Here is a 19166-nt window from a genome sequence, read left to right as displayed (position 1 = left end):
CGCGGCGTATGAGTCCCATGCGCCGCGTTCTTTTTGCCCTCGTAATCCCCTGCCTTTCCTTTGCGGATGACATCCCGCTCATTCGCGGACTTAGCCGCACGAATCTGCTCGAGTATCGCGCCGCCGACGGCTCGAAGAGAATTGCGCAATCAGCCGCCGATTGGGAAATACGAAAGCGGGAGGCACTTCACGGCTTTCAGCAGGTGACCGGTCCTCTCCCCGGCCCGGAGATGCGCTGCTCTCTGGATCCGAAGATCAGCGAGGAAACCGACTGCGGCAGCTACGTGCGGCGGTTGATCACCTACACTTCCCAGCCAGGCGGTCAGGTGCCGGCTTATCTCTGTGTTCCGAAATCAGCGCTCAACGGAGGAAAAACACCCGCCGTTCTTTGCCTGCATCCCACGGAAAACAAAATCGGTTTCAAAGTCGTCGTCGGACTCGGAGGCAAACCGCACCGCCAATACGCCGCCGAACTCGCCGAACGTGGCTTCGTGACCCTCGCGCCGAGTTACCCCCTGCTCGCCGATTACCAGCCCAATTTAAAAGCCCTCAAAATGCCCAGCGGCACTATGAAAGCCATCTGGGACAACATCCGTGGCCTCGACTACCTCGACTCGTTGCCCTTCGTTGACCACTCACATGGCTACGGAGTCATCGGACATTCACTGGGCGGTCACAATTCCATCTACACGGCCGTGTTCGACGATCGCCTCAAGGTCATCGTCTCAAGCTGTGGCTTCGACTCCTTCCTCGACTACTATGGTGGCAACATCAAAGGCTGGAACCAGGAACGCTACATGTCTAAGATGGGCGACTACCTCGGCCGGCCGCAGGACGTGCCCTTCGACTTCTACGAACTCATCGCCTGCCTCGCCCCACGCCACGTCTTCGTCAACGCACCGCTGCGCGATGCAAACTTCCGCTGGCAAAGCGTTGACCGGATTGCAGGCGCAGCTCTGCCATTGTTTGCGCTGCATCACGCGGAGTCACACCTCCAGATCGTCCACCCGGACTCCGAACACGATTTCCCCGACGCCGAACGTTTCGCCAGCTACGAGCTGATCAAGCGCGTGCTGCGGCCTGCTCAATGACCTGCACCAGGCGCGGACACAGCTTCGAATGGGAGAACTCCGCGCCGAGCGCCTGAGCGGCTTCATTCACCGGCCTGGGGCCGAGCGCCATCGCATCGTGAATCAGGCTCACAATGCCCGCGACATCTCCATTACGTGCGAGCCTGCCATGCGCGGGATCATTCAAACGCAGCGCCAGATCACTGCCATGACTGGCTCCCGGGCCGATGAAGAGGAACGGAATGCCCAGCGTGAGGATATTGTAGATTTTGCAGGGATGCACAATGCCGACAAACGGATCGCCCATGACGACGAGATGCAGATCGGCTGCTGAAAGCGAGCCAGACAGCTTCTCCATCGGCTGATATGGCAGGCAGGTGATGTTCTTCAGCCCGCGATCGTTCGCGAATGCCTGCACTCGATTAAACTCGCTGCCACCACCTGCAAAGAGGAAGTGCACGCGATCATCTGACTGAAACTCGTCTGCCGCCGCCATCACCACATCCAGAGGATGACATGGACTGTGATTGCCGGAATACATCACGACAAACTTCCCTGTCAGCCCGTGCTCTGCACGAAACGCCTCACGCGCCGCCACATCGTACCGAACCGCCTGGTCATGCGACCACGGAGCGTCGATGTGAATGACTTCTTCTCGCACTCCCTTTGCCTTCAGGCGATCCGCCATGAAGCGATCCAGGGCGATGATGCGCGACGCACGACGAAAGCTCCAGTTCTGGATCAAGGTCAGCATGCGCTCCACAAATCCGCCTGCTTTCAACCATCCGGCGGCCACCGCTTCATCTGGATTCAAATCCATCACCCACGGCACCACCGCGCCTCCTTTCAAGAGCGCCATCACCGTGCCCAGCGTGGAAATCAGCGGCGGAGAAGTCAGGCACACCGTCACATCCTGCTTGGGCAGGAACAGCAGAATGCGCGTCGCATTCCCCCAAAAGATGGCGAAATCGACCAACCGGCGCCATTTGGCCCTCTTGCCGAGGCCCGGCGTCCAGATGCGTCGAATGTCGATGCCACGCCACGTTTCACGCACCGGATAGCGGACCTCAGGATTATCGTAGCCCCGCGACGAGGCCACCACGGTGACCCGATGGCCCGCCTTCACCAGTTCCAGTGCAAGGTCGGTCAGATGCTGCGCCGTGGCGACGTGATCCGGATGGAAGCACTGGTTGAGCAGCAGAATCTTCATCGTCGCGTCTTCGCGGACTTCATCCACGCAGTCTGCCGGCAGCCAGCTCCTCCAAGAAGGACTGATAAGTCCGGGTCAGACCGTCTTTGAGCGAAACACGCGGCTGCCAGCCGAGCTGGTTGATGCGTGAGGTGTCCAGCAGCTTGCGCGGCGTGCCATCCGGCTTCGAGGCGTCCCAGACGATCCTGCCTCGATAACCGACGACTTCGGCCACGAGTTCCACCAGTTCACGAATCGTCCCATCGGTGCCACAGCCGACATTCACGAGGTCGGGAGGATTCTCCAGCCGCAGCAGAAACGCACAGGCATCTGCCAGATCATCCGCATGCAAGAATTCGCGCCGCGGACTGCCCGTGCCCCATGCTGGAACTTCTGCGAGCCCCGCGTTCTTCGCCTCATGAAAACGCCGGATCAGCGCCGGCATCACATGCGAGTTCTGCGGGTGGTAGTTGTCTCCCGGACCATACAGGTTGGTCGGCATGGCGGAATGATAGGTCACGCCGTACTGATTGCGGTAATACTCCGCCATCTTCAATCCGGCGATCTTAGCGATGGCATAGGCCTCGTTGGTTGGTTCGAGGGCGGAGGAAAGCAGGCAATCCTCGTGCATCGGCTGCGGCGCCAGTTTGGGATAAATGCAGGAACTGCCGAGGAAGAGCAGCCGTTTCACGCCATTGACCCAGGCGCCGTGAATGCAGTTCGTGGCAATGGCGAGGTTCTCATGGATGAACTCCGCCGGGTAGGTGTTGTTGGCGTGAATGCCGCCCACCTTTCCTGCCGCCACGATCACCGTGTCCGGCTTTTCCGCTGCATAGAAGGCCCGCACCGCGGCCTGGTCGGTCAGATCCAGCTCCTTGCGCGTACGCAAAACCAAGGTAACGCCCGCCTCCTCTTCAAAGCGGCGCACCAACGCGCCCCCCACCATGCCTGTGTGACCGGAAATGAACAGTTTCTTCATGCTTCAGAGATTCTTCACCCTCGCCTCGTGTTCCGCGAGTTTCAGGTCGGCTTCAACCATGATTTTCACCAGTTCCTTGAACCGCACCTTCGGTTCCCAGCCGAGCTGCTTCCGCGCCTTCTCGGGATTGCCGATCAGCAGATCGACCTCCGCCGGCCGCTCATAGCGCGAGTCATGCACGACGTGCTTTTCCCAATCGAGACCGAGCAGGTCAAAGGTCGCCTGGCAGAATTCACGCACGCTGTGCGTCTCGTTAGTGGCGACGACATAATCGTCCGGCTGCTCCTGCTGCAGCATCAGCCACATCATTTCCACATACTCGCCGGCAAAACCCCAGTCGCGCTTGGCATCGAGGTTGCCGAGGAACAGCTTGTCCTGAAGCCCCATTTTGATTCGCGTGGCCGCGCGGGTGATCTTGCGTGTCACAAAGGTCTCCCCACGGCGCGGACTCTCGTGATTGAATAGGATGCCGTTCGAGGCGTGCAACCCGTAGCTCTCGCGATAGTTGACCGTCAGCCAGTAGGCGAGAACCTTCGCGCAGCCATACGGCGAGCGCGGCCAGAACGGTGTCTTCTCGGTCTGCGGCACCTCCTGAACCTTTCCAAACATTTCCGAAGATGACGCCTGATAGAAACGCGTCTTCTTGTCCAGCCCCGTCTCCCGGATCGCCTCCAGAATGCGCAATGCGCCGAGGCCATCGACATCTCCGGTGTACTCCGGAATGTCGAAGGACACCTTCACATGCGACTGTGCCCCCAGATTGTAGATTTCCTCCGGCTGCAGTTCATAGAGCAGCTTCACCATCTGCACCGCATCCGCGAGATCACCGTAATGGAGAATCATCCGCGCATTATCGACATGCGGATCCTGGTAAATGTGATCGATGCGCCCGGTGTTAAAGCTCGAGGAACGGCGAATCACACCATGCACCTCATAGCCTTTCTTCAGAAGCAGTTCGGCCAGGTAGGAGCCGTCCTGTCCTGTGATCCCTGTGATAAGCGCTTTTTTCATGAAGATGCCTTGTCTGAGGAAAGAATCCGCCTCTCCAACAGACGCAAAGAAAGCATGATCTCTGCAACCATGCGTTGGAAAGCGTAAAACCAGCCGCGCCAGCCGTCGAGCAGCGTGCCACGCACCAGAAGCGTGTAGATAAACACCAGCCAGGGGCCGGGAAGAATGGCGCGGCGAATGCGGTCCTGCAGATGCAATTCGTCAGGCGGCAGGGAAAGCAGCTTGTCTGCCTCCAGCGCGGCATACTTGTCCTGTGACGCAAACCAGCGGGACAACGGCTTGCGGTCGTCGTGATCAATCTTGGAAACCAAGGTCCCGCTGGCGCCAGGAACATGCAGAAGCTGCGTGTGGCCGTCTTTGCGGTAACGGCAGTGATCCTTGCGGAACAGCACAGCGCGCGGCGGATACAAGCAGGCACGCAGAGGCCTGCCACCGATGAGATACCGGAACGAGGCGAAAAAAGCATCATGCGTTGTGCTTTCCGTCGAGCGGATGATCTCATCCTCAAAACCCGCGCCCAAAACGTAGTCTGCATCCAGCGAAAGCACCCACAAGGACTGCACGGCATCCACGCCGTAGTTCCACTGTGACGTATGGTCGTCAAAGGGACGCACCAGCAGCCGCACGTTCGAAAACTCCGCGGCAATCTGCGCTGTGGCGTCCGTGCTGCCGCTGTCGATGATCACAACTTCCCCGGCCCATCGAAGCCGCTCCAGGCAGCGGCGCAGATTGGGCTCCTCATTGTAGGTAAGGATGAGCGGGGTGATGGAAGAAACGGCGGTCACGGCTGATTGGGCAGGACATCCCGATACAGTTGATGCAAGGCGCCCCCCATGGCGTCCAGCGAATACTCTTCCTGGGCGAGACGACGGGCAGCCTGCGACATGCGCAAGCGCTCGGATTCCGAATCGAGCAGAGATTGGATGGCCTCCGCGAGGGCGGCTGGTTCACGTGCCGCGATTTTCACCGCCACATGGGCCGCAGCATCCACCGCCAGCGCCACCTGGTCGGTCGAAACACATGGCAGACCGGCGGCCATGGCCTCCAGCAGGGCGATGCCAAAATTCTCCGAGTGTGACGGCAGCACGAACAACTCCGCCGATGCAAAGGCCGCGAGCCGTTGCTCTCCCCCCACCTGCCCCGCCCAGGTGATGTCGCCCGCCACGCCTGCGTCCGCAGCCTGCTGCTTGAGTGATTCCACCAAGACTGGATCACCATCGCCGCAGATGATGAGCCGCAGTTTTTTTTCGCGTGGGGACAACCGGGCAAATGCCGCGATCAAAAGATCAATCCCCTTCTTCACATCGATGCGCGAGAGAAAGAGCAGGTTTCGTGTGCCTGCCACCTCGGGGTGCCTTTGGGCAAAGACTGACGGCAGCGGCAGTTGCTCGAAGGGTGTCAGATCAACGCCAATCGGGATCACCCGTTGGAGACATGACAAACCGAAACGCGACGCCTCCTCCAGCTCCATCCGGCTCGTGTAGTGCATCGCCGCGGCGGAACGCAGCATGGGTAGTTCCAGCAGCCGGAAGGAAAGTGCCTTCAGCCAGCGGCGGCGGTTTTCCATGCCCCACCGGTTGAGCACTCCGAGAGGACGAATCACGTACGGCACCCGTTTCCGCCTCGCCATGCGGGCAGCCGCTAGGCTTGAGAATGAAAACAACGCATGCGCATGAACCACATCATAACTCTGCACGTTCTCACGCAGCCATTTCCTCAACGGCAGCGAGACTTTGTAAAACTCCGTCTGCTTCGGGAAGTAAAACACACGGCAGCCGTCTTCCTGGACACGATGACCGGTTGTCCCTTGCGTCCTCCGCCCCGGACCATCATCATCGGTTGTGGCGATATCGACTTCGACCCCCAGTTTTCTCAACGCGCCCGCCATCAATGGCATGGCAAAGCTCGGGCCGCCTTGCGAAGGAGAAAGAGAGGGGATGACGTGAAGAACTTTCAAAGGAAAAATCAGCGCTCGATCCAGCGCTCCAGCATGAAGGCGCTCCAACGTTGATACCATGTCGGATGCTTCTCCGGGAGACGTCGGGTCACATCAGCAAACGCACCGCCCCATTCCGAAGAAAGCCACTTCTCAAAGGGAAAGAGGAAGCCGCGCTTCGGCTGGTTCGCCACCCACTCAGGCACCTCGGGCACGGCTTCGAGCAGCAATTGCTTTCCTGGCCGCAATCGCTCCGCCGCAGGAATCCCCGCCACGGATTCAAACAGCACGCGATCCACCAAAGGCACGCGCAGTTCGAGACCATGCGCCATGCTCATCACATCGCTGTCCTTGAGGAGTTGATTGCGCATGTAGAGAGACAGCTCGCAGGCGCTGACCTGATCCCTCGCATCACCTTCAGGCACGTCACCGAGGCTGGGATCATCCGGCACCTCGTTCACGTCGCATCCCGCGTAACGAGCAGCGAGTTCACGAGCAGTCTTCCGCGTGAAAACGCCCCTGAACGCCCGGTAGGCGTGCGGAATGGTCGCCTCACGTTGCAGCAGGCTGCCCACACGGCGCATGGGCAGTCTGGGCATGTGCTTTTCCAGCAGCGGCCCGGCCGGTCCCGCCAGTCCGATGCGATGCGTCAATCGTGCCATCGCTGCCAGCCGTGGCACGCGCTCGAAACTCGGATAACCGCCGAACATCTCATCCCCGCCCAGTCCGGAAAGCACCACTTTCATGCCATGCTCGCGGGCAAATCCCGCCACGCTGAAGGTGTTGAAGCCGTCGATGCTCGGCTGGTCCATGTGGGACAGGAAACGCGGAAAGCTCTCGCCCAACGCAGAGGCGTTCAGACGCAGTTCATGATGCCGCGCACCAAAATGCGCCGCCGTTCGCGCCGCGATGCTGCTTTCGTCGAGACCCTCATCATCCACGCCGATGGAAAACGTGCTCAGTTCGCGGCGCCCGGTCTGATGCGCCAGCGCCAGCAGGGCGGTGGAGTCCACCCCGCCGCTCAGAAAGAGGCCCACTGGAACATCGCTCACGAAATGGTGCTCCACCGAGTCCAGCAACGCTGCGCGCGTCATCTGCACCGAATCCGCGGGCGCCACCTTCTCACCACCGAATTGCAGCGACCAGAAGCGGCGTTCCTGCACCTGTCCGTCACGCCAGGTCAGTTGATGACCGGCGGGAAGACACCGCACCCCCTCCAGCAACGTTCGCGGCTCAGCCACGCTGCCCGTTTCAAAGAAACCCATCAGCGCCGCCGCATCCAGTTTCGAGCCTGCGCATCCAGTCTTCTGCAACACCCGCAGTTCCGAGGCAAATGAGAGCGTTCCGCCCGAGAACGAGTAGTAGAGCGGCTTGATGCCAAAGGGATCTCGCGCCAGAAACGCTCGACGTTTACGCGCATCCCACAACGCAAAGGCGAACATCCCGCGCAGCCGCCCCGTCATCGCCTCGCCCTCCCGCTGATAAAGCCGCAGCAGCACCTCCGTGTCCGACTGGCTGTGGAAGACGACGCCCTCGCGCTCCAATTCGGCACGCAGCTCGCGGAAATTGTAGATTTCCCCGTTGAAAACGATCGTCAGCCCCGACTCCGCAACATGCATCGGCTGGCTTCCACCCTCGGACAGATCCAGAATCGCCAGGCGCGTGTGCACCAGCGTTGCCAGTTCCGATTCCCACACCCCCTGCCCGTCCGGCCCGCGATGCTGCAACGCTGCCAGTGCCTTAGACGCAAAGTCCTTGGTCACCTTACCAAACTGGCCGGCTATGCCGCACATGAAGTTTTTGTTAAAGTGAGACCGCCTCTCTCACGCCTTGCGGATCGTCGTGATCAAAAACGACCCCTGTCTGCAGGCATTGGTGATGAACCGGCTCACAGCATTCGGAGCCCTCGCCATCAACCAGTCTTTGAACTTCGAGGCCGGGAGCAGGAAGACCTCAGACTTCTGTCCCTTGATGGTTTCCATCTCCAGCACGAATCCCATGCTCTCGATCAGTGCTCGCCACTCCGCCGGACGGTAAAAGCGCGCAATCGCTCCATCGGTGTGCAACTGCTCCAGTTCGTGCAAGGAGCGTCCCTTGAAAAAGCCGCCCTGCAAGATGCCGCGGAACAGGCCGGTGGCGATGTAGTGATACAGGAAGCTGCGGTGATAGACCATGATCGTGGCCTTGCCGCCGGGGCGCAGGACACGGTTCATCTCGGCCAGGATCTGGCCGGTGTTCGCGGAGTGATGGATCACTCCCCAAGTCCAAATAAAATCGAAGGATGCGTCAGGAAAGTCGAGCTTCTCCGCATCCATCTGGCGAATCGTCCCCTTCAAATCAAAGACCTCAAAGCGCTTCGAGGTGCTCTTCACCGCGTATTCAGTCAGGTCGATGCCCGTGTAGCTCTTGCAATGTGGGGCAATCAGCTGGGCATGGCTGCCATTGCCCACGCCGATCTCCAGAACATCCTTGGCGGCCAGCTCCTCGAACAGGACGAGGTCCTCGAACGGACGTGTCCTCCATGGCATATAACGCCACGAGTCACTGAAGAAGCGTTCATCAATCTCCTGGTAAAACTCCTTCGAGAACTCCGCGGCTGGAATCCGGTCGCCCCAGTCATAGCGCATCGGATTATTCTCCCACCACGAGCGGTTCTGCTGCTGCCATTCCCCCTGTCTCCGCTCGTCGGGCAGTTCCGTGGGCGTGGAGAATCCGGAAGGAAGTTTTTGCTGGGTGTCCATGATGGTTCCGCGGCGCGGCAGGCCCGATGACGGTTGACTTAAAAGAGGGTGTAGATAAATGGCGCGGCAGCAGTGCCTCCGACCATGATGATGATGCCAAAGATCAAGAGCGCGATGATCAGAGGGATCAGCCAGAACTTTTTGTTCTTCTTGAGCATGTTCCAAACGTCTGCCAGCAGGCTGGATTGTTTCCCCTGGCTGGCTTCTTCAAAAGAGAGGTTTTTGTCTTCGTTCATGAATGTATTCCCGGTGGAACGCTGCTGTTTTATCCTCTGGACGTCAATTGGAATGCTGAAGCTGCCGGGACGGGATCAACAAGCCCGATTCGAAGACGGCATCCGCGATCACCTGCTGTCCTTCCGGTGTGGGGTGCGCATCGACGGGATAGTGCAGCCAGCGCCCAAGTTTCTTGGAATGCTCCTGCAGGGCATCCAGCGTGTCCACATAGGCGATGTCATGCTCGCCACAAAACTTGGACACTTTTTCAATCGCGGCGGTGCGGCTGAATCGCGAATCACCGCCAAAGGTGCTGTCCCACATGTTATCGTACACTTGAGGTAGGTAGGGGATGCCCGTGATGATGAGTTTGGCCCCCTGCTTTTGACACTCTTTCTGGATCCCGATAAGCAACGCTTCAAACAGCCTCCATTGATAGCGGTTCTTCTCCGAAACCTCCTTCTCCACGACGATCTCCATGTTCGGCCACAGAGACTGGCCGCCGATGCGCAGCCTGCTGCCGATCGCGAGCGCAAACTTCGACCGGCGAAGATAACGGAACGTGGCGAAGTTTTCCAAAAAACGCCGGATGACCTGCGGTGCGGTGCTGGAGGCGCCTGTCTGCGCCCCGCCAGCAGTGGCAGACGCTTTCGGCTTCTCCCAGTGGCGCTCATACAACGCTCCTTCCTTGTCCAAGTCGAAGTAATCGCGCGCCCTGTCCTCGCCATAAATCCAGCCGCCGTGATCGGGCGGCAGCAGATCATAAAGGTCGGTGGCATAGGACAGCCCGAGCACCACGTAGTGCGGCTTGAGCACCGGCCCCTGGTCCATCAGCCTCAGCAGATGCTGGTGCAGGTTGTAGCCGGTCGTCGCGGCATTGTACACGGCAAAGGCTCCCTGCCCCTCCTGGTTGAGCCGCTGTTCGAGCACACTGGGCCATGTCTGCCCGCTCGAAACCCCCGTGGCAAAGGTGTGCGAATCGCCCAGCACCATCACCCGTGTCTTGCCGGCGTCCGCAGCCGTGTCCACCGCCGGCCCGTTCATGAACATTTCGTTCACATCTCCGGTGACCTCGAATTCCGAGGTCCCCATCTTGAAGGGACCGGGCGTTGGCTTCCAGCCCCAGCGCGCGTCGTCCATCCACAGGCCGCCCTGGCCGTCATAATAGAACTTGCTGTTGATGCTTCTCTCCAAAACGCGGAAGCCTGCTTCGACGAGAACCGCGGTGATCAGGGCAATCACCCCGGCCTGCAGCAAAAAGCTGAGCAAACGCCTGAACCAGGAACGAGGCGGACGGGCTGAGGGGAACGGAGAATCAGGCATGGGCGGGTTGGTTGAGTCTTATAAGCGCAAAGCACTACTTGTCCGGGCCAGAACGGTTTCACAGGCCTCATGCACACGCATGACATCTATGCCTGTCAGACATTCGTTGGCAAATGGGCACTGCTTGAGCAGACACCCCGCACAGGGAACCTCGTGCCTCAATACCTCGTGGCCCGGGCCATAGGGATGCCAGCGCCCCGGCCAGTCCAGGGCCGAAAAGATTCCGACACAGGGCCTGCCGACCGCCGCAGCCAGATGCATCACACCGGTGTCATTTCCCAGATAAAAGCGTGCCCGGCGCAGGAGCGCGGCGGACTCGCGCACCGCAAGCTCCCCCGCCGCACACAGCCCGGTCCCCCAACCTGAGATCAAGCGCAAGCCAAGCTCGCGATCCTCATTCCCGCCCAAGATGACCGGCAGCAGGCCATGTTTCTCGATCAGCAGACGCCCGACCTCGGCGTAACGCTCTGCAGGCCATTGCTTGGAAGACCACTTGGAACCGGCGCAAAGCGCAAACCAGCCATGCGGGGCGCGTGCTTCACCGCAATGGCGCGACCACCAGGCATCGGCGCGGGACTGCTCCTCCGCCGTGATGCGCAAATCCATCGATCCCTCCCCCGGCTTGACCTCTGAAAGCCCGGACTTGGCAAGTCGTTTGAGAAGGGCATCGGCCTCATGATCCACCGGGCTCAACGAACCATCGGCGGCGCGGGGCAGCGGATTCTCCGGGAAGCCATCGAAACCGAAGGTATTCTTGATTCCTGCCATGCGGAAAAACCACGCATCCCGTGCCCGCTGCCGGGCCGTGCGGATCGTTGGCAGCAGGTAAGCCACGGCATCAAAACGGGACTGGCGCAGCAACCATGCGGTGCGCAACATCGACCACAGCCTTCCCCCGGTTGAACCACCGTGATACTTCAGGAATTCCTGGATCAGTCCTTCACCCGGGAGCACGCGTTCGGGCGGCAGCGCATCGCCTCCCTGCGGCACCTCGCTCAGCAGGGTGAACCTGGCCTGCGGAAACTGGCTCCTCAGCAGCCACAGAGATGGCAGGGCCACGATGGTATCACCGATCTGGCCGAAACGGTAGATCAGCAGTTGGTTGATGCTGGCGTTGCCCACGACCTTGGATGTCTGACCTCAGTACTGGCGGAAATAGCTCCGTGGATCGTCTGCCGTCTCCGCATCGATCCAATACGTCGGTCTGGCTTTGTCAAAACCCTTGTGCACAGGGGACGATCCCAATGTCCGGCGCAGAAGCGCGATCACGGTGAAGACCGTGAAGTAAAACACGCTCAACAGCACATTGCTGATCACCAGCCCGACCGTGCATGACAGGGCATACCACACACAGTACGCAGGGCGGGCGACGGCAGGCACCAGAATGAACAGCACTCCCGCGCCCGCTCCCCAGCCCGCAACTTGCAGCGGCAGTTTGAAATCCCAGCCGCCATGACGGAACAGGTGCCAGAACAGAATGACGAGTCCGATGACGGGGAAACCGATGATGAGACTTCGGGCAAAGGAACGGAGTTCCCGCGGCCCGGGCTTCCAGTTGACGTGTTCGAAAGGATTGATCATGAGAGGGGATGGTTTGCCTTGTCAGGCCGCCAGCTAGTCAAGCTTGAAACTTTCAATGTACTTGCGGCGCTCGCTGTCATCCTGCACGGGCTGCTCGGCTCGGCGCAGGATGCAGTTTTCCAAAACGAGCACGTCCATGTCGCTGGCCATGAAGCAGCGGTAGGCGTCCTGCGGAGTGCAGACAATCGGCTCCCCGCGGATGTTGAAGCTGGTGTTGATGATCACTCCGCAGCCGGTCTGCCGCTTGAACTCGCGAATGAGCCGGTAGTAACGGCCGTGCCTAGCCTCGTCCACGGTCTGGATGCGGGCGCTCATGTCCACATGCGTGATCGCCGGCAGCGCGGAGCGCGGCACGTTCACGCGTTTGCGCAGGTCGGGGTCCTTCATCAGCGCGCGCTGCTCGTCGGTCAGGTCGCACCACAAATCCTTCCTCACATCCGCCACCATCAGCATGTAGGGGGACTCGCGGTCGTGATCGAAATAGGTGGAAACATCCTCGATCAGCACGCACGGGGCGAAGGGGCGGAAGCTCTCGCGGAATTTGATGCGCAGGTTCATCTGCGACTGCATCGCCGTGCTGCGCGGGTCGCCGATGATGCTGCGGGCGCCGAGCGCGCGCGGACCGAACTCCATCCTGCCATGAAACCAGCCTACAACCCTTTCCGAGGCCATCTCGCGCGCCACCTCGCCCAGCAATTCCGCTTCGTCGGCATGGAAGGCATGCGGGATGTTCTTCTCCTGTAGAAACGCCCGGATTTCTTCATTCGAAAACTTGGGGCCCAGCAGCGACCCCTTCGCGCTGTCCCTGCCGCCGGGATGGCGCGGCCTGTCGAGAAGCTGATGATGCACAAACAATGCCGCCCCCAGCGCTCCACCCGCATCGCCTGAGGCAGGCGTCACAAACACGTCGTCAAAAATCTTCGAGCGCAGCAGCTTGCCGTTGGCCACGCAGTTGAGCGCCACGCCGCCCGCCATGCAGAGGTTCGCGCATCCGGTCAGCTCCCGCGCATGCCGCGCCATGCGCAGGACCGCCTCCTCGGTGACCTTTTGAATCGAGGCCGCGATGTCCATCTCCCGTTGCGTGATGGCCTCCTCGGGATTGCGCGGAGGGCCGCCGAACAGGGCCGCGAACTTGTCGTTCGTCATCGTCAGCCCATGGCAGTAATTGAAGAAGCTCATGTCCATCGCCAGCGAGCCATCTTCCCTCAAATCCACCAGATGCTGCAGGATCAAGTCCGCGAACTTCGGCTCACCATAGGGGGCCAGTCCCATGAGCTTGTATTCACCCGAGTTGACCTTGAACCCGCAGAAGTAGGTCACCGCGCTGTAGAGAAGACCCAGCGAATGAGGAAAGTGCAGGGTCTTGAGCATCTTGATCTTGTTCCCCCCGCCCACGCCGATTGTGGCCGTGTCCCATTCCCCGACTCCGTCAAGTGTCAGGATCGCCGCCTCGTCATAGGGGGAGACAAAAAACGTGCTGGCGGCGTGCGACTCGTGATGGCCGGTGAAGGCGATGCGTTTCTGGTAGCGTCCGTCGAGCGCCTTGCGGATCTCGCGCGGCAGATGCAGCTTCGTCTTCAACCACAGCGGCATTGCCATCATGAAGGAGCGCAGGCCAGCGGGCGCAAAGGCCAGATAGGTTTCCAGCAGACGGTCGAACTTCTGCAACGGCTTGTCATAAAACACCACATGATCGATCTCCTCCGGGGTGATGCCCGCCTCGCGGAGGCAGTAGTCCACCGCGTGTTTTGGAAACTCATGATCATGCTTGATCCGGGTGAACCGCTCCTCTTGTGCTGCCGCCACAATGTCTCCATCCACCACGAGCGCGGCAGCGCTGTCATGATAGTAAGCCGAGATGCCGAGAATTCGATGGGCCATGATTTGGGAAGAATGCCTGGGGAGGAACTGGCGTGGTAATGCTCTCACAAACCCGCCCTGCCATGGCTCAGAAAAGCCGCCGATGCCTGGCAAGGCAGGAGGAGACAGAACAGGAGGGAGCAAAGGCGTGACGCATCATGCCGGACATTGAGGATAACATCAATTTCGCGCAACCCGCTTCGCCAGTTGCCTGGCAACGTGGTGGCCGGGCTTCTCCACCAGCAGATAAAAGACATGGGACGCTCCAAAGATGACGAACATCTTCACCAGCCAGTTGAGATTGAAACCAAGGTTCGGCAGCGGCATTTGGGCATGCGCCGCCTCGGCGACCAGATGGACGAGATACACGGAGTAACTCCAGGTGCCAGCCCACTCCAGGGCACGGCTGCGCTCCCACCTCCCCGATACCGAAATCTCGGCACGCAGCCAGAAGAAAACGGCGAAGGCAAAGAGATTCAGCGTCCACGGATAGCCGATGGGGGAATGAAAGCGCAATGCGCTGCACACCCAGCTCAGAAACCAGACAGTGAGCCGCCAGGTCCACAACCGCCGCGCCATGCTTTCCATCGTCGCGGCTGGCCTCTCCGTCGATTGTTCGGCCAGTTTGCATCCCAGCAGCCAGCACGGGAAGGCGACCACCGAGGCCAGTACCGGTCCAAAGGGGCTGTAGTCCTTCGCCAAAGGAAAAAAGACCACGACGCCATAGGCCAGCACAAGAGAAGCGGCCAGGATCCAGTTCCATCCCATGCGCGAACGAATTTTGCGCAGAACGGGATAGACCGTGTAGTAAATCAGTTCAGCGAGAAGGCTCCAGAGAACGGAGTTTTGGAACAAGGTGAGTTTCACGCCCAAGGGACTGGCCAGCACAACGGCCGCCAGCAGTGGTACTCCAATCCGCACATAACGTCGCGTCAGATACGGCAGCAGTCTGAAACTTCCCGGGTGACGAAAGGGATGGTGGATGCAAAACCCGGAGATCACAAAGAACACGATCACCGCCGGGACTCCGGCAAACAGGTTGCCGTAAACACCTTGCACACCGAGTGCCAGCAGATTCTCCCTGTCGAGCCCCGTCGTCAGAGGTGGGGAGCCGCAGTGGCTGAAGACCACCCACAGCACGGCAAAAAACCGGATCGAATCCAGTCCCTCGACACGGGAGGGAACAGATGAAGTACGACTCATGTTACAAATGGTGATTGAACGCCATCATCAGGCAGACGCAAATGCACCCCGTTCACCAAGTCCTCTTGAGCCAGCGCATGATTTGAGCACCAAAAGTCTTGTTCAACATCCAATAAGCCAGAGAAAGCACCACCAGGCTTCCCAGAATCTTGGCATTGGACGTGGCAAAGGCCTGCAGGACGGAGAACAGCATGGCCGTCCCGACGGAGGTGCCCAGCAGAGCCGAGTGCCGGTTGCGAATGGCCACCTGATAGATCCGGCCAAAGAAGGCGCCCAGCAGGAAAACCGGCACGAACATGCCGATCCTGCCGAAGTCGGCATAGCTCTGCGCCATGTATCCGATGCCGATCGATGTGCCCGACTCGCTTCCCGAGAACCTTACCCCCGTGAACCGCCGGGCGCGCTCGGAGTCGTCCAGCACGGACTTGTTGCGGAAGATGAAACGCGGCATCAAGACGTGCTTGACGGCACCGAACCACAGTTCGCCTTTTGCGTACGGCTCAAAGTGCGGCACGTGGGAGATCGTGTGGCCAAACAGCGTCACATACTGCACCCGGGCCACCAAGGCCCGCATGCCGTTATCGAACGACTTGGCGTCCATGCGGGACACGCGGCTCTCCAGCCAGCTAAGGCGCTGGAGCGCCTTCTCCACGGTGCCCCGATGCTGGCTGGCCCTCACAAACTCGCGGTACTCCATCTTGATGGAGCTCCAAAAGACGGAGGTCACAAACGCCAGAACGAACACCAAGGAACCGGCCAGCTTGAGCTTGATGTTCATGGCGCGCCGGATCGTCATCGCGGCAATAAGGAACATGAACAATCCCTCCTTGTAGCTGCTGAAGAAACCCAGGAAACCGCCGAAGAACTCGATCGCCACCATCAGGGACATCATTCCGTAGCCCTTGTCCAGCAGCAGCACGCGGTAGCAGACCATGAAAAAGAACACCCACTTCATTGTCGAAAACGGCACCAGAAACTGGTGGAGGGCCGTCACATACCAACCGATCCCCTCCGCGATGGTGGCCACGATCCACGATACCACCCACATCTGCATCAACCGGACAGGGTCGATCTGTCCCGCCTCCACCTCAATGATGTCAGCCACCACCCTCCCACGGCCTTGCGCTGAAAGCATGGAACGCATGCCAACCGCCAGGCAAAGCACACCTGCCAGAGTAAGCCAGGTGGCCGTCTCGATCTCCGGAGCCTCCAGCACGGAGTCCATCGTCACATTGTAAAGGTCGGAGTAGAAGACCGCCACCACCACCTGCAGCCATTGCATGGCGCAACAGGCGAACAGAATGGGAGACTCCCCGCGGAACAGCAGAAGACTCGCGCAAACCGGCAACGTCAGCACGCACGCCGCTGTCAGCAACGAGTACTGGGTGGGGAGCCCGGCAAGCACCGCCGCGAACGTCACCACCCAAACCCAACCCGGCAGAGGCTGAAAAAGACCCCGCTCCATCGGACGCTGGCGAGATGGGCGTTGCGAACGTGCAATCGGCGCGGAAACTCGGTTTTTGGCACCTGACGCTAAAGATCTCGTTGTTTGGCTCATGATTGGTTCTCGTCGAGTGATGTCCGTTCAGGCATCCTGAGACACCCCTCGATGACTCTCCATCAAATGCAGGAAATCAGCAACAAAGCGTTCCCGGCCAAACCGCGTCTTAACATGGTGACGGCCCGCACTGCCCAGCCGTTTGCGCAGTTCGGCGTTGCTGATGAGTTCCTGCAGACACGAGCTCAGTTGATCCACATTGCCAGAATCCACCAAACGGCCCGTCACTCCGTCCTCGATGATCTCAAGGAGCCCGCCACGCCGGCTGGCCACCACCGGAAGGCCAAAGAAACCCGCCTCAATGGCCACCGTGGGCAGGGCCTCATTGGCACCAGCCGGCACGGGCACAGCGCAGAGATCGAGTTCCTGATAAATCCTGGACCGATCCTGCACAAAGCCCCGCCAAATCACCCGGTCCTCAATCCCGAGGCTCACCACCTGCCGCCGCAAGCGGTCCCGATAAGGAGCCGATCCAGAACCATAGATGTGGATTTCCGCCCGCGGCACGCCAGCGGGTATCCTGGCCAGGGCAGTCAGAAGATCGTGATGTCCCTTCCACTCCTCCACCTGTCCCACAATGCCGATCCTCACCACGCCCTGATCCGGTTGCGCGCCGGTGCCGGACGGATTCAGGTCCTGCAATCCGTTGTGCACGACGGCCACCTGTTCTGGCGACACCCCCAACTGCACCAAGGCATCCCGCACGGCATGGGACACCGCCACAAAACCGCAAATCCTCCGGGCTAGGCGACGGAAGAGCCAGCGATACTGCGGCTTGTCCGGCAGCACTTCATGCGCCCAGAACCAATCACGACTCCGGTTAAGATAAGGCCACAAAAGCAGCAGGTGATGCCAGCTTGTGTGCAGCACGCGCTCCGGTTGCCCAGCGTTCAGCACCCGATGATACTCGGCCCACAGACCCGGCAAGCGCAGCAGTTGTCCCGCGGTCATGGTCAGGCAGTCCCAGCGCAGTGTGGCGGAAATGGCTCCCAGTGGAACCTCCCGGAAATCAAAACCCGACTCCCGCAGTCGTGCCTGATATCCGCCGTCATTCCAGATGCTGGTGACGTAGGACACCTCATGTCCCGCCGTCCGCAGGCCCGCCCCCAGTTCCAGCGTCATGATCTCCTTGCCGGAGACATTCTCAGCGCGGCTGACAATGGCTAGGCGCATCGGCTCAAGGCACCCACCCTCCAAGGGCTTGGATTGATTGGAAAACTGTATGGGAACACTTTTTTGAATGATTTACAGCGGCTGAAGGGAGGATGAGTGAAATTCAGGGGCCGGAAGGCGGTTGCAAGAAACTTTCCGGACTTCGCAACAATTGTTCAAAATCCGCCACAAAGCGTCCTCGACTGAAACAAATTTGGGCCCGCCGTCTGGCAGCGGCCCCCATTCTCTTCCGCAGTTCCTCGCTGCTCAGCAGAGTTTGCAGATGAGTCGCAAGCTCCGTTTGATTTTCAGCCTCATGCAAAAAACCGGAGACGCCATCCTCCACGATCTCAGGAAGTCCGCCGATTCGAGAAGCCACGACAGGGAGACTGAAGAAAGCAGCTTCGATCGCGACCGTGGGCAACGGATCCGCTGTACGACTGGGAACTGCACATAGATCGATGCACTCGTAAATCTGCCGCCGATCGGACAAAAAACCGTGCCATACCATCCGTCCCCCGACGCCGAGCTGCTCCGCACGTTGCCGGAGACGCTTCGTAAAGTCTTGTTCACCTGTTCCAAAAAGATGCAACTCGGCATCAGGGTGTGAGCCTGCAATGGCGCCAAAAGCCTCCAGCAGGTTCTGGTGGCCTTTCCATTCGCCTATCTGGCCCACAACGCCAATGCGCCCACCCTGCCAGGATCTGCCCCGAGTGCTCTCGGTGCCCACGGGGTCTTTGATGCCATTGTGAATCACATGAATCTTGTTTTCAGGAATACCGATCTCCAGCAGTGAGGCCTTCACGGCATCCGATACGGGTATAAACGCTCTCAGGTGCCTGGCAAGATGTCGAAAGACGTGCCGATACTGAGGTTTGTTCGGAACCACCTCATGCAGCCAGAACCAATCACGCTCAGGTTTAAGGAACGGGTGAAGCATCAGGAGATGATGCCAGTTCGTATGAATCACCTGGACCGATCGTTGCCGCCGTAAAAAGCCGGCGTAATTCAGCCACAGACCCGGTGCACGAATCAGTTGGTCCAAGGTCATGCGAATGCAGTCCGGCCTCAACGTGGCCGAGATGAATCCCAGGCGCATGAACTGTGCTGGAATGCCAGCTTGTTGGAGGCGCCGGCCAAACCCTCCGTCTCCACACCACAGGCTGGAAACAAATAAAACCTGATGACCGCGATCGCGAAGTCCCTCTCCAAGCTCCAAGGCCATGATCTCCTTGCCAAAGAGGTTCTGCCCACCCGCAACGATGGCCATCTTCAGGGGGCTGGCAGGAGCGTCAGTCACGCGGCTTGAAACCAAAGAACGAAAGATGCAGTCCGAAAGGAAAAGCC

General features: G+C 59.7%; 17 protein-coding genes. 1 reads left to right on the top strand and 16 read right to left on the bottom strand.

The window, feature by feature from the left end; genetic code table 11:
* The first annotated feature begins 17 nt into the window (after positions 1 to 17).
* Positions 18 to 1091, top strand: coding sequence for an alpha/beta hydrolase (locus tag KDL09_RS03330; protein WP_294381297.1), 1074 nt, complete (start codon positions 18 to 20; stop codon positions 1089 to 1091).
* Here the strand turns inward: KDL09_RS03330 and KDL09_RS03325 are convergent.
* From KDL09_RS03325 to KDL09_RS03250, 16 genes are all read right to left on the bottom strand, one after another.
* Positions 1063 to 2307, bottom strand: coding sequence for a glycosyltransferase family 4 protein (locus KDL09_RS03325; RefSeq protein ID WP_294381295.1), 1245 nt, complete (start codon positions 2305 to 2307; stop codon positions 1063 to 1065). The two genes, KDL09_RS03330 and KDL09_RS03325, sit on opposite strands and share 29 nt — an antisense overlap.
* On the bottom strand, positions 2300 to 3238 hold the full coding sequence (locus KDL09_RS03320; RefSeq protein ID WP_294381294.1) for a GDP-L-fucose synthase: 939 nt from the start codon (positions 3236 to 3238) through the stop codon (positions 2300 to 2302). The genes KDL09_RS03325 and KDL09_RS03320 overlap by 8 nt, the downstream gene beginning before the upstream one ends.
* Positions 3239 to 3241: 3 nt before the next feature.
* On the bottom strand, positions 3242 to 4249 hold the full coding sequence (gene gmd, locus KDL09_RS03315) for a GDP-mannose 4,6-dehydratase (RefSeq protein WP_294381292.1): 1008 nt from the start codon (positions 4247 to 4249) through the stop codon (positions 3242 to 3244).
* Positions 4246 to 5034, bottom strand: a complete 789-nt coding sequence (locus KDL09_RS03310) for a glycosyltransferase family 2 protein (RefSeq protein WP_294381289.1) — start codon at positions 5032 to 5034, stop codon at positions 4246 to 4248. The genes gmd and KDL09_RS03310 overlap by 4 nt, the downstream gene beginning before the upstream one ends.
* Complete coding sequence (locus tag KDL09_RS03305) at positions 5031 to 6206, bottom strand: glycosyltransferase (protein ID WP_294381287.1); 1176 nt, start codon at positions 6204 to 6206, stop codon at positions 5031 to 5033. The genes KDL09_RS03310 and KDL09_RS03305 overlap by 4 nt, the downstream gene beginning before the upstream one ends.
* Before the next feature lie 8 nt (positions 6207 to 6214).
* Positions 6215 to 7978, bottom strand: a complete 1764-nt coding sequence (gene asnB / locus KDL09_RS03300; RefSeq protein ID WP_294381285.1) for an asparagine synthase (glutamine-hydrolyzing) — start codon at positions 7976 to 7978, stop codon at positions 6215 to 6217.
* A gap of 30 nt (positions 7979 to 8008) precedes the next feature.
* Positions 8009 to 8926: a class I SAM-dependent methyltransferase gene (locus KDL09_RS03295; RefSeq protein ID WP_294381283.1), complete on the bottom strand. Its 918-nt coding sequence runs from the start codon at positions 8924 to 8926 to the stop codon at positions 8009 to 8011.
* Between the two features lie 38 nt (positions 8927 to 8964).
* The gene (locus tag KDL09_RS03290; RefSeq protein ID WP_345781065.1) at positions 8965 to 9105 is read right to left on the bottom strand and encodes a DUF5989 family protein; all 141 of its coding nucleotides are present in this window, start codon (positions 9103 to 9105) and stop codon (positions 8965 to 8967) included.
* Positions 9106 to 9205: 100 nt separating this feature from the next.
* Entirely contained in the window at positions 9206 to 10465 is a 1260-nt protein-coding gene (locus tag KDL09_RS03285) for a hypothetical protein (protein WP_294381279.1), read from the bottom strand.
* 18 nt (positions 10466 to 10483) lie between these two features.
* Positions 10484 to 11587, bottom strand: a complete 1104-nt coding sequence (locus tag KDL09_RS03280) for a glycosyltransferase family 9 protein (protein WP_294381275.1) — start codon at positions 11585 to 11587, stop codon at positions 10484 to 10486.
* An 18-nt stretch (positions 11588 to 11605) separates the two neighbouring features.
* The gene (locus KDL09_RS03275) at positions 11606 to 12046 is read right to left on the bottom strand and encodes a hypothetical protein (RefSeq protein ID WP_294381273.1); all 441 of its coding nucleotides are present in this window, start codon (positions 12044 to 12046) and stop codon (positions 11606 to 11608) included.
* A 33-nt stretch (positions 12047 to 12079) separates the two neighbouring features.
* Positions 12080 to 13927, bottom strand: a complete 1848-nt coding sequence (locus tag KDL09_RS03270; RefSeq protein ID WP_294381271.1) for a carbamoyltransferase — start codon at positions 13925 to 13927, stop codon at positions 12080 to 12082.
* Positions 13928 to 14086: 159 nt separating this feature from the next.
* Positions 14087 to 15109, bottom strand: a complete 1023-nt coding sequence (locus KDL09_RS03265) for an acyltransferase (RefSeq protein WP_294381269.1) — start codon at positions 15107 to 15109, stop codon at positions 14087 to 14089.
* 52 nt (positions 15110 to 15161) lie between these two features.
* Positions 15162 to 16391, bottom strand: coding sequence for a hypothetical protein (locus KDL09_RS03260; protein ID WP_294381264.1), 1230 nt, complete (start codon positions 16389 to 16391; stop codon positions 15162 to 15164).
* Between the two features lie 303 nt (positions 16392 to 16694).
* Positions 16695 to 17840 (bottom strand): glycosyltransferase family 4 protein, encoded by a 1146-nt coding sequence (locus KDL09_RS03255; protein ID WP_294381262.1) that lies wholly within the window; start codon positions 17838 to 17840, stop codon positions 16695 to 16697.
* Between the two features lie 103 nt (positions 17841 to 17943).
* A partial coding sequence (locus KDL09_RS03250) for a glycosyltransferase family 4 protein (RefSeq protein ID WP_294381261.1) occupies positions 17944 to 19166 on the bottom strand: 1223 nt, incomplete at its 5' end.

The sequence above is a fragment of the Prosthecobacter sp. genome, from assembly GCF_020439865.1.
In the GTDB taxonomy this organism is placed as follows: domain Bacteria; phylum Verrucomicrobiota; class Verrucomicrobiia; order Verrucomicrobiales; family Verrucomicrobiaceae; genus Prosthecobacter.
Note: the sequence above shows the minus strand (reverse complement) of the source record. Positions and strands in the feature narration are given on the sequence as shown.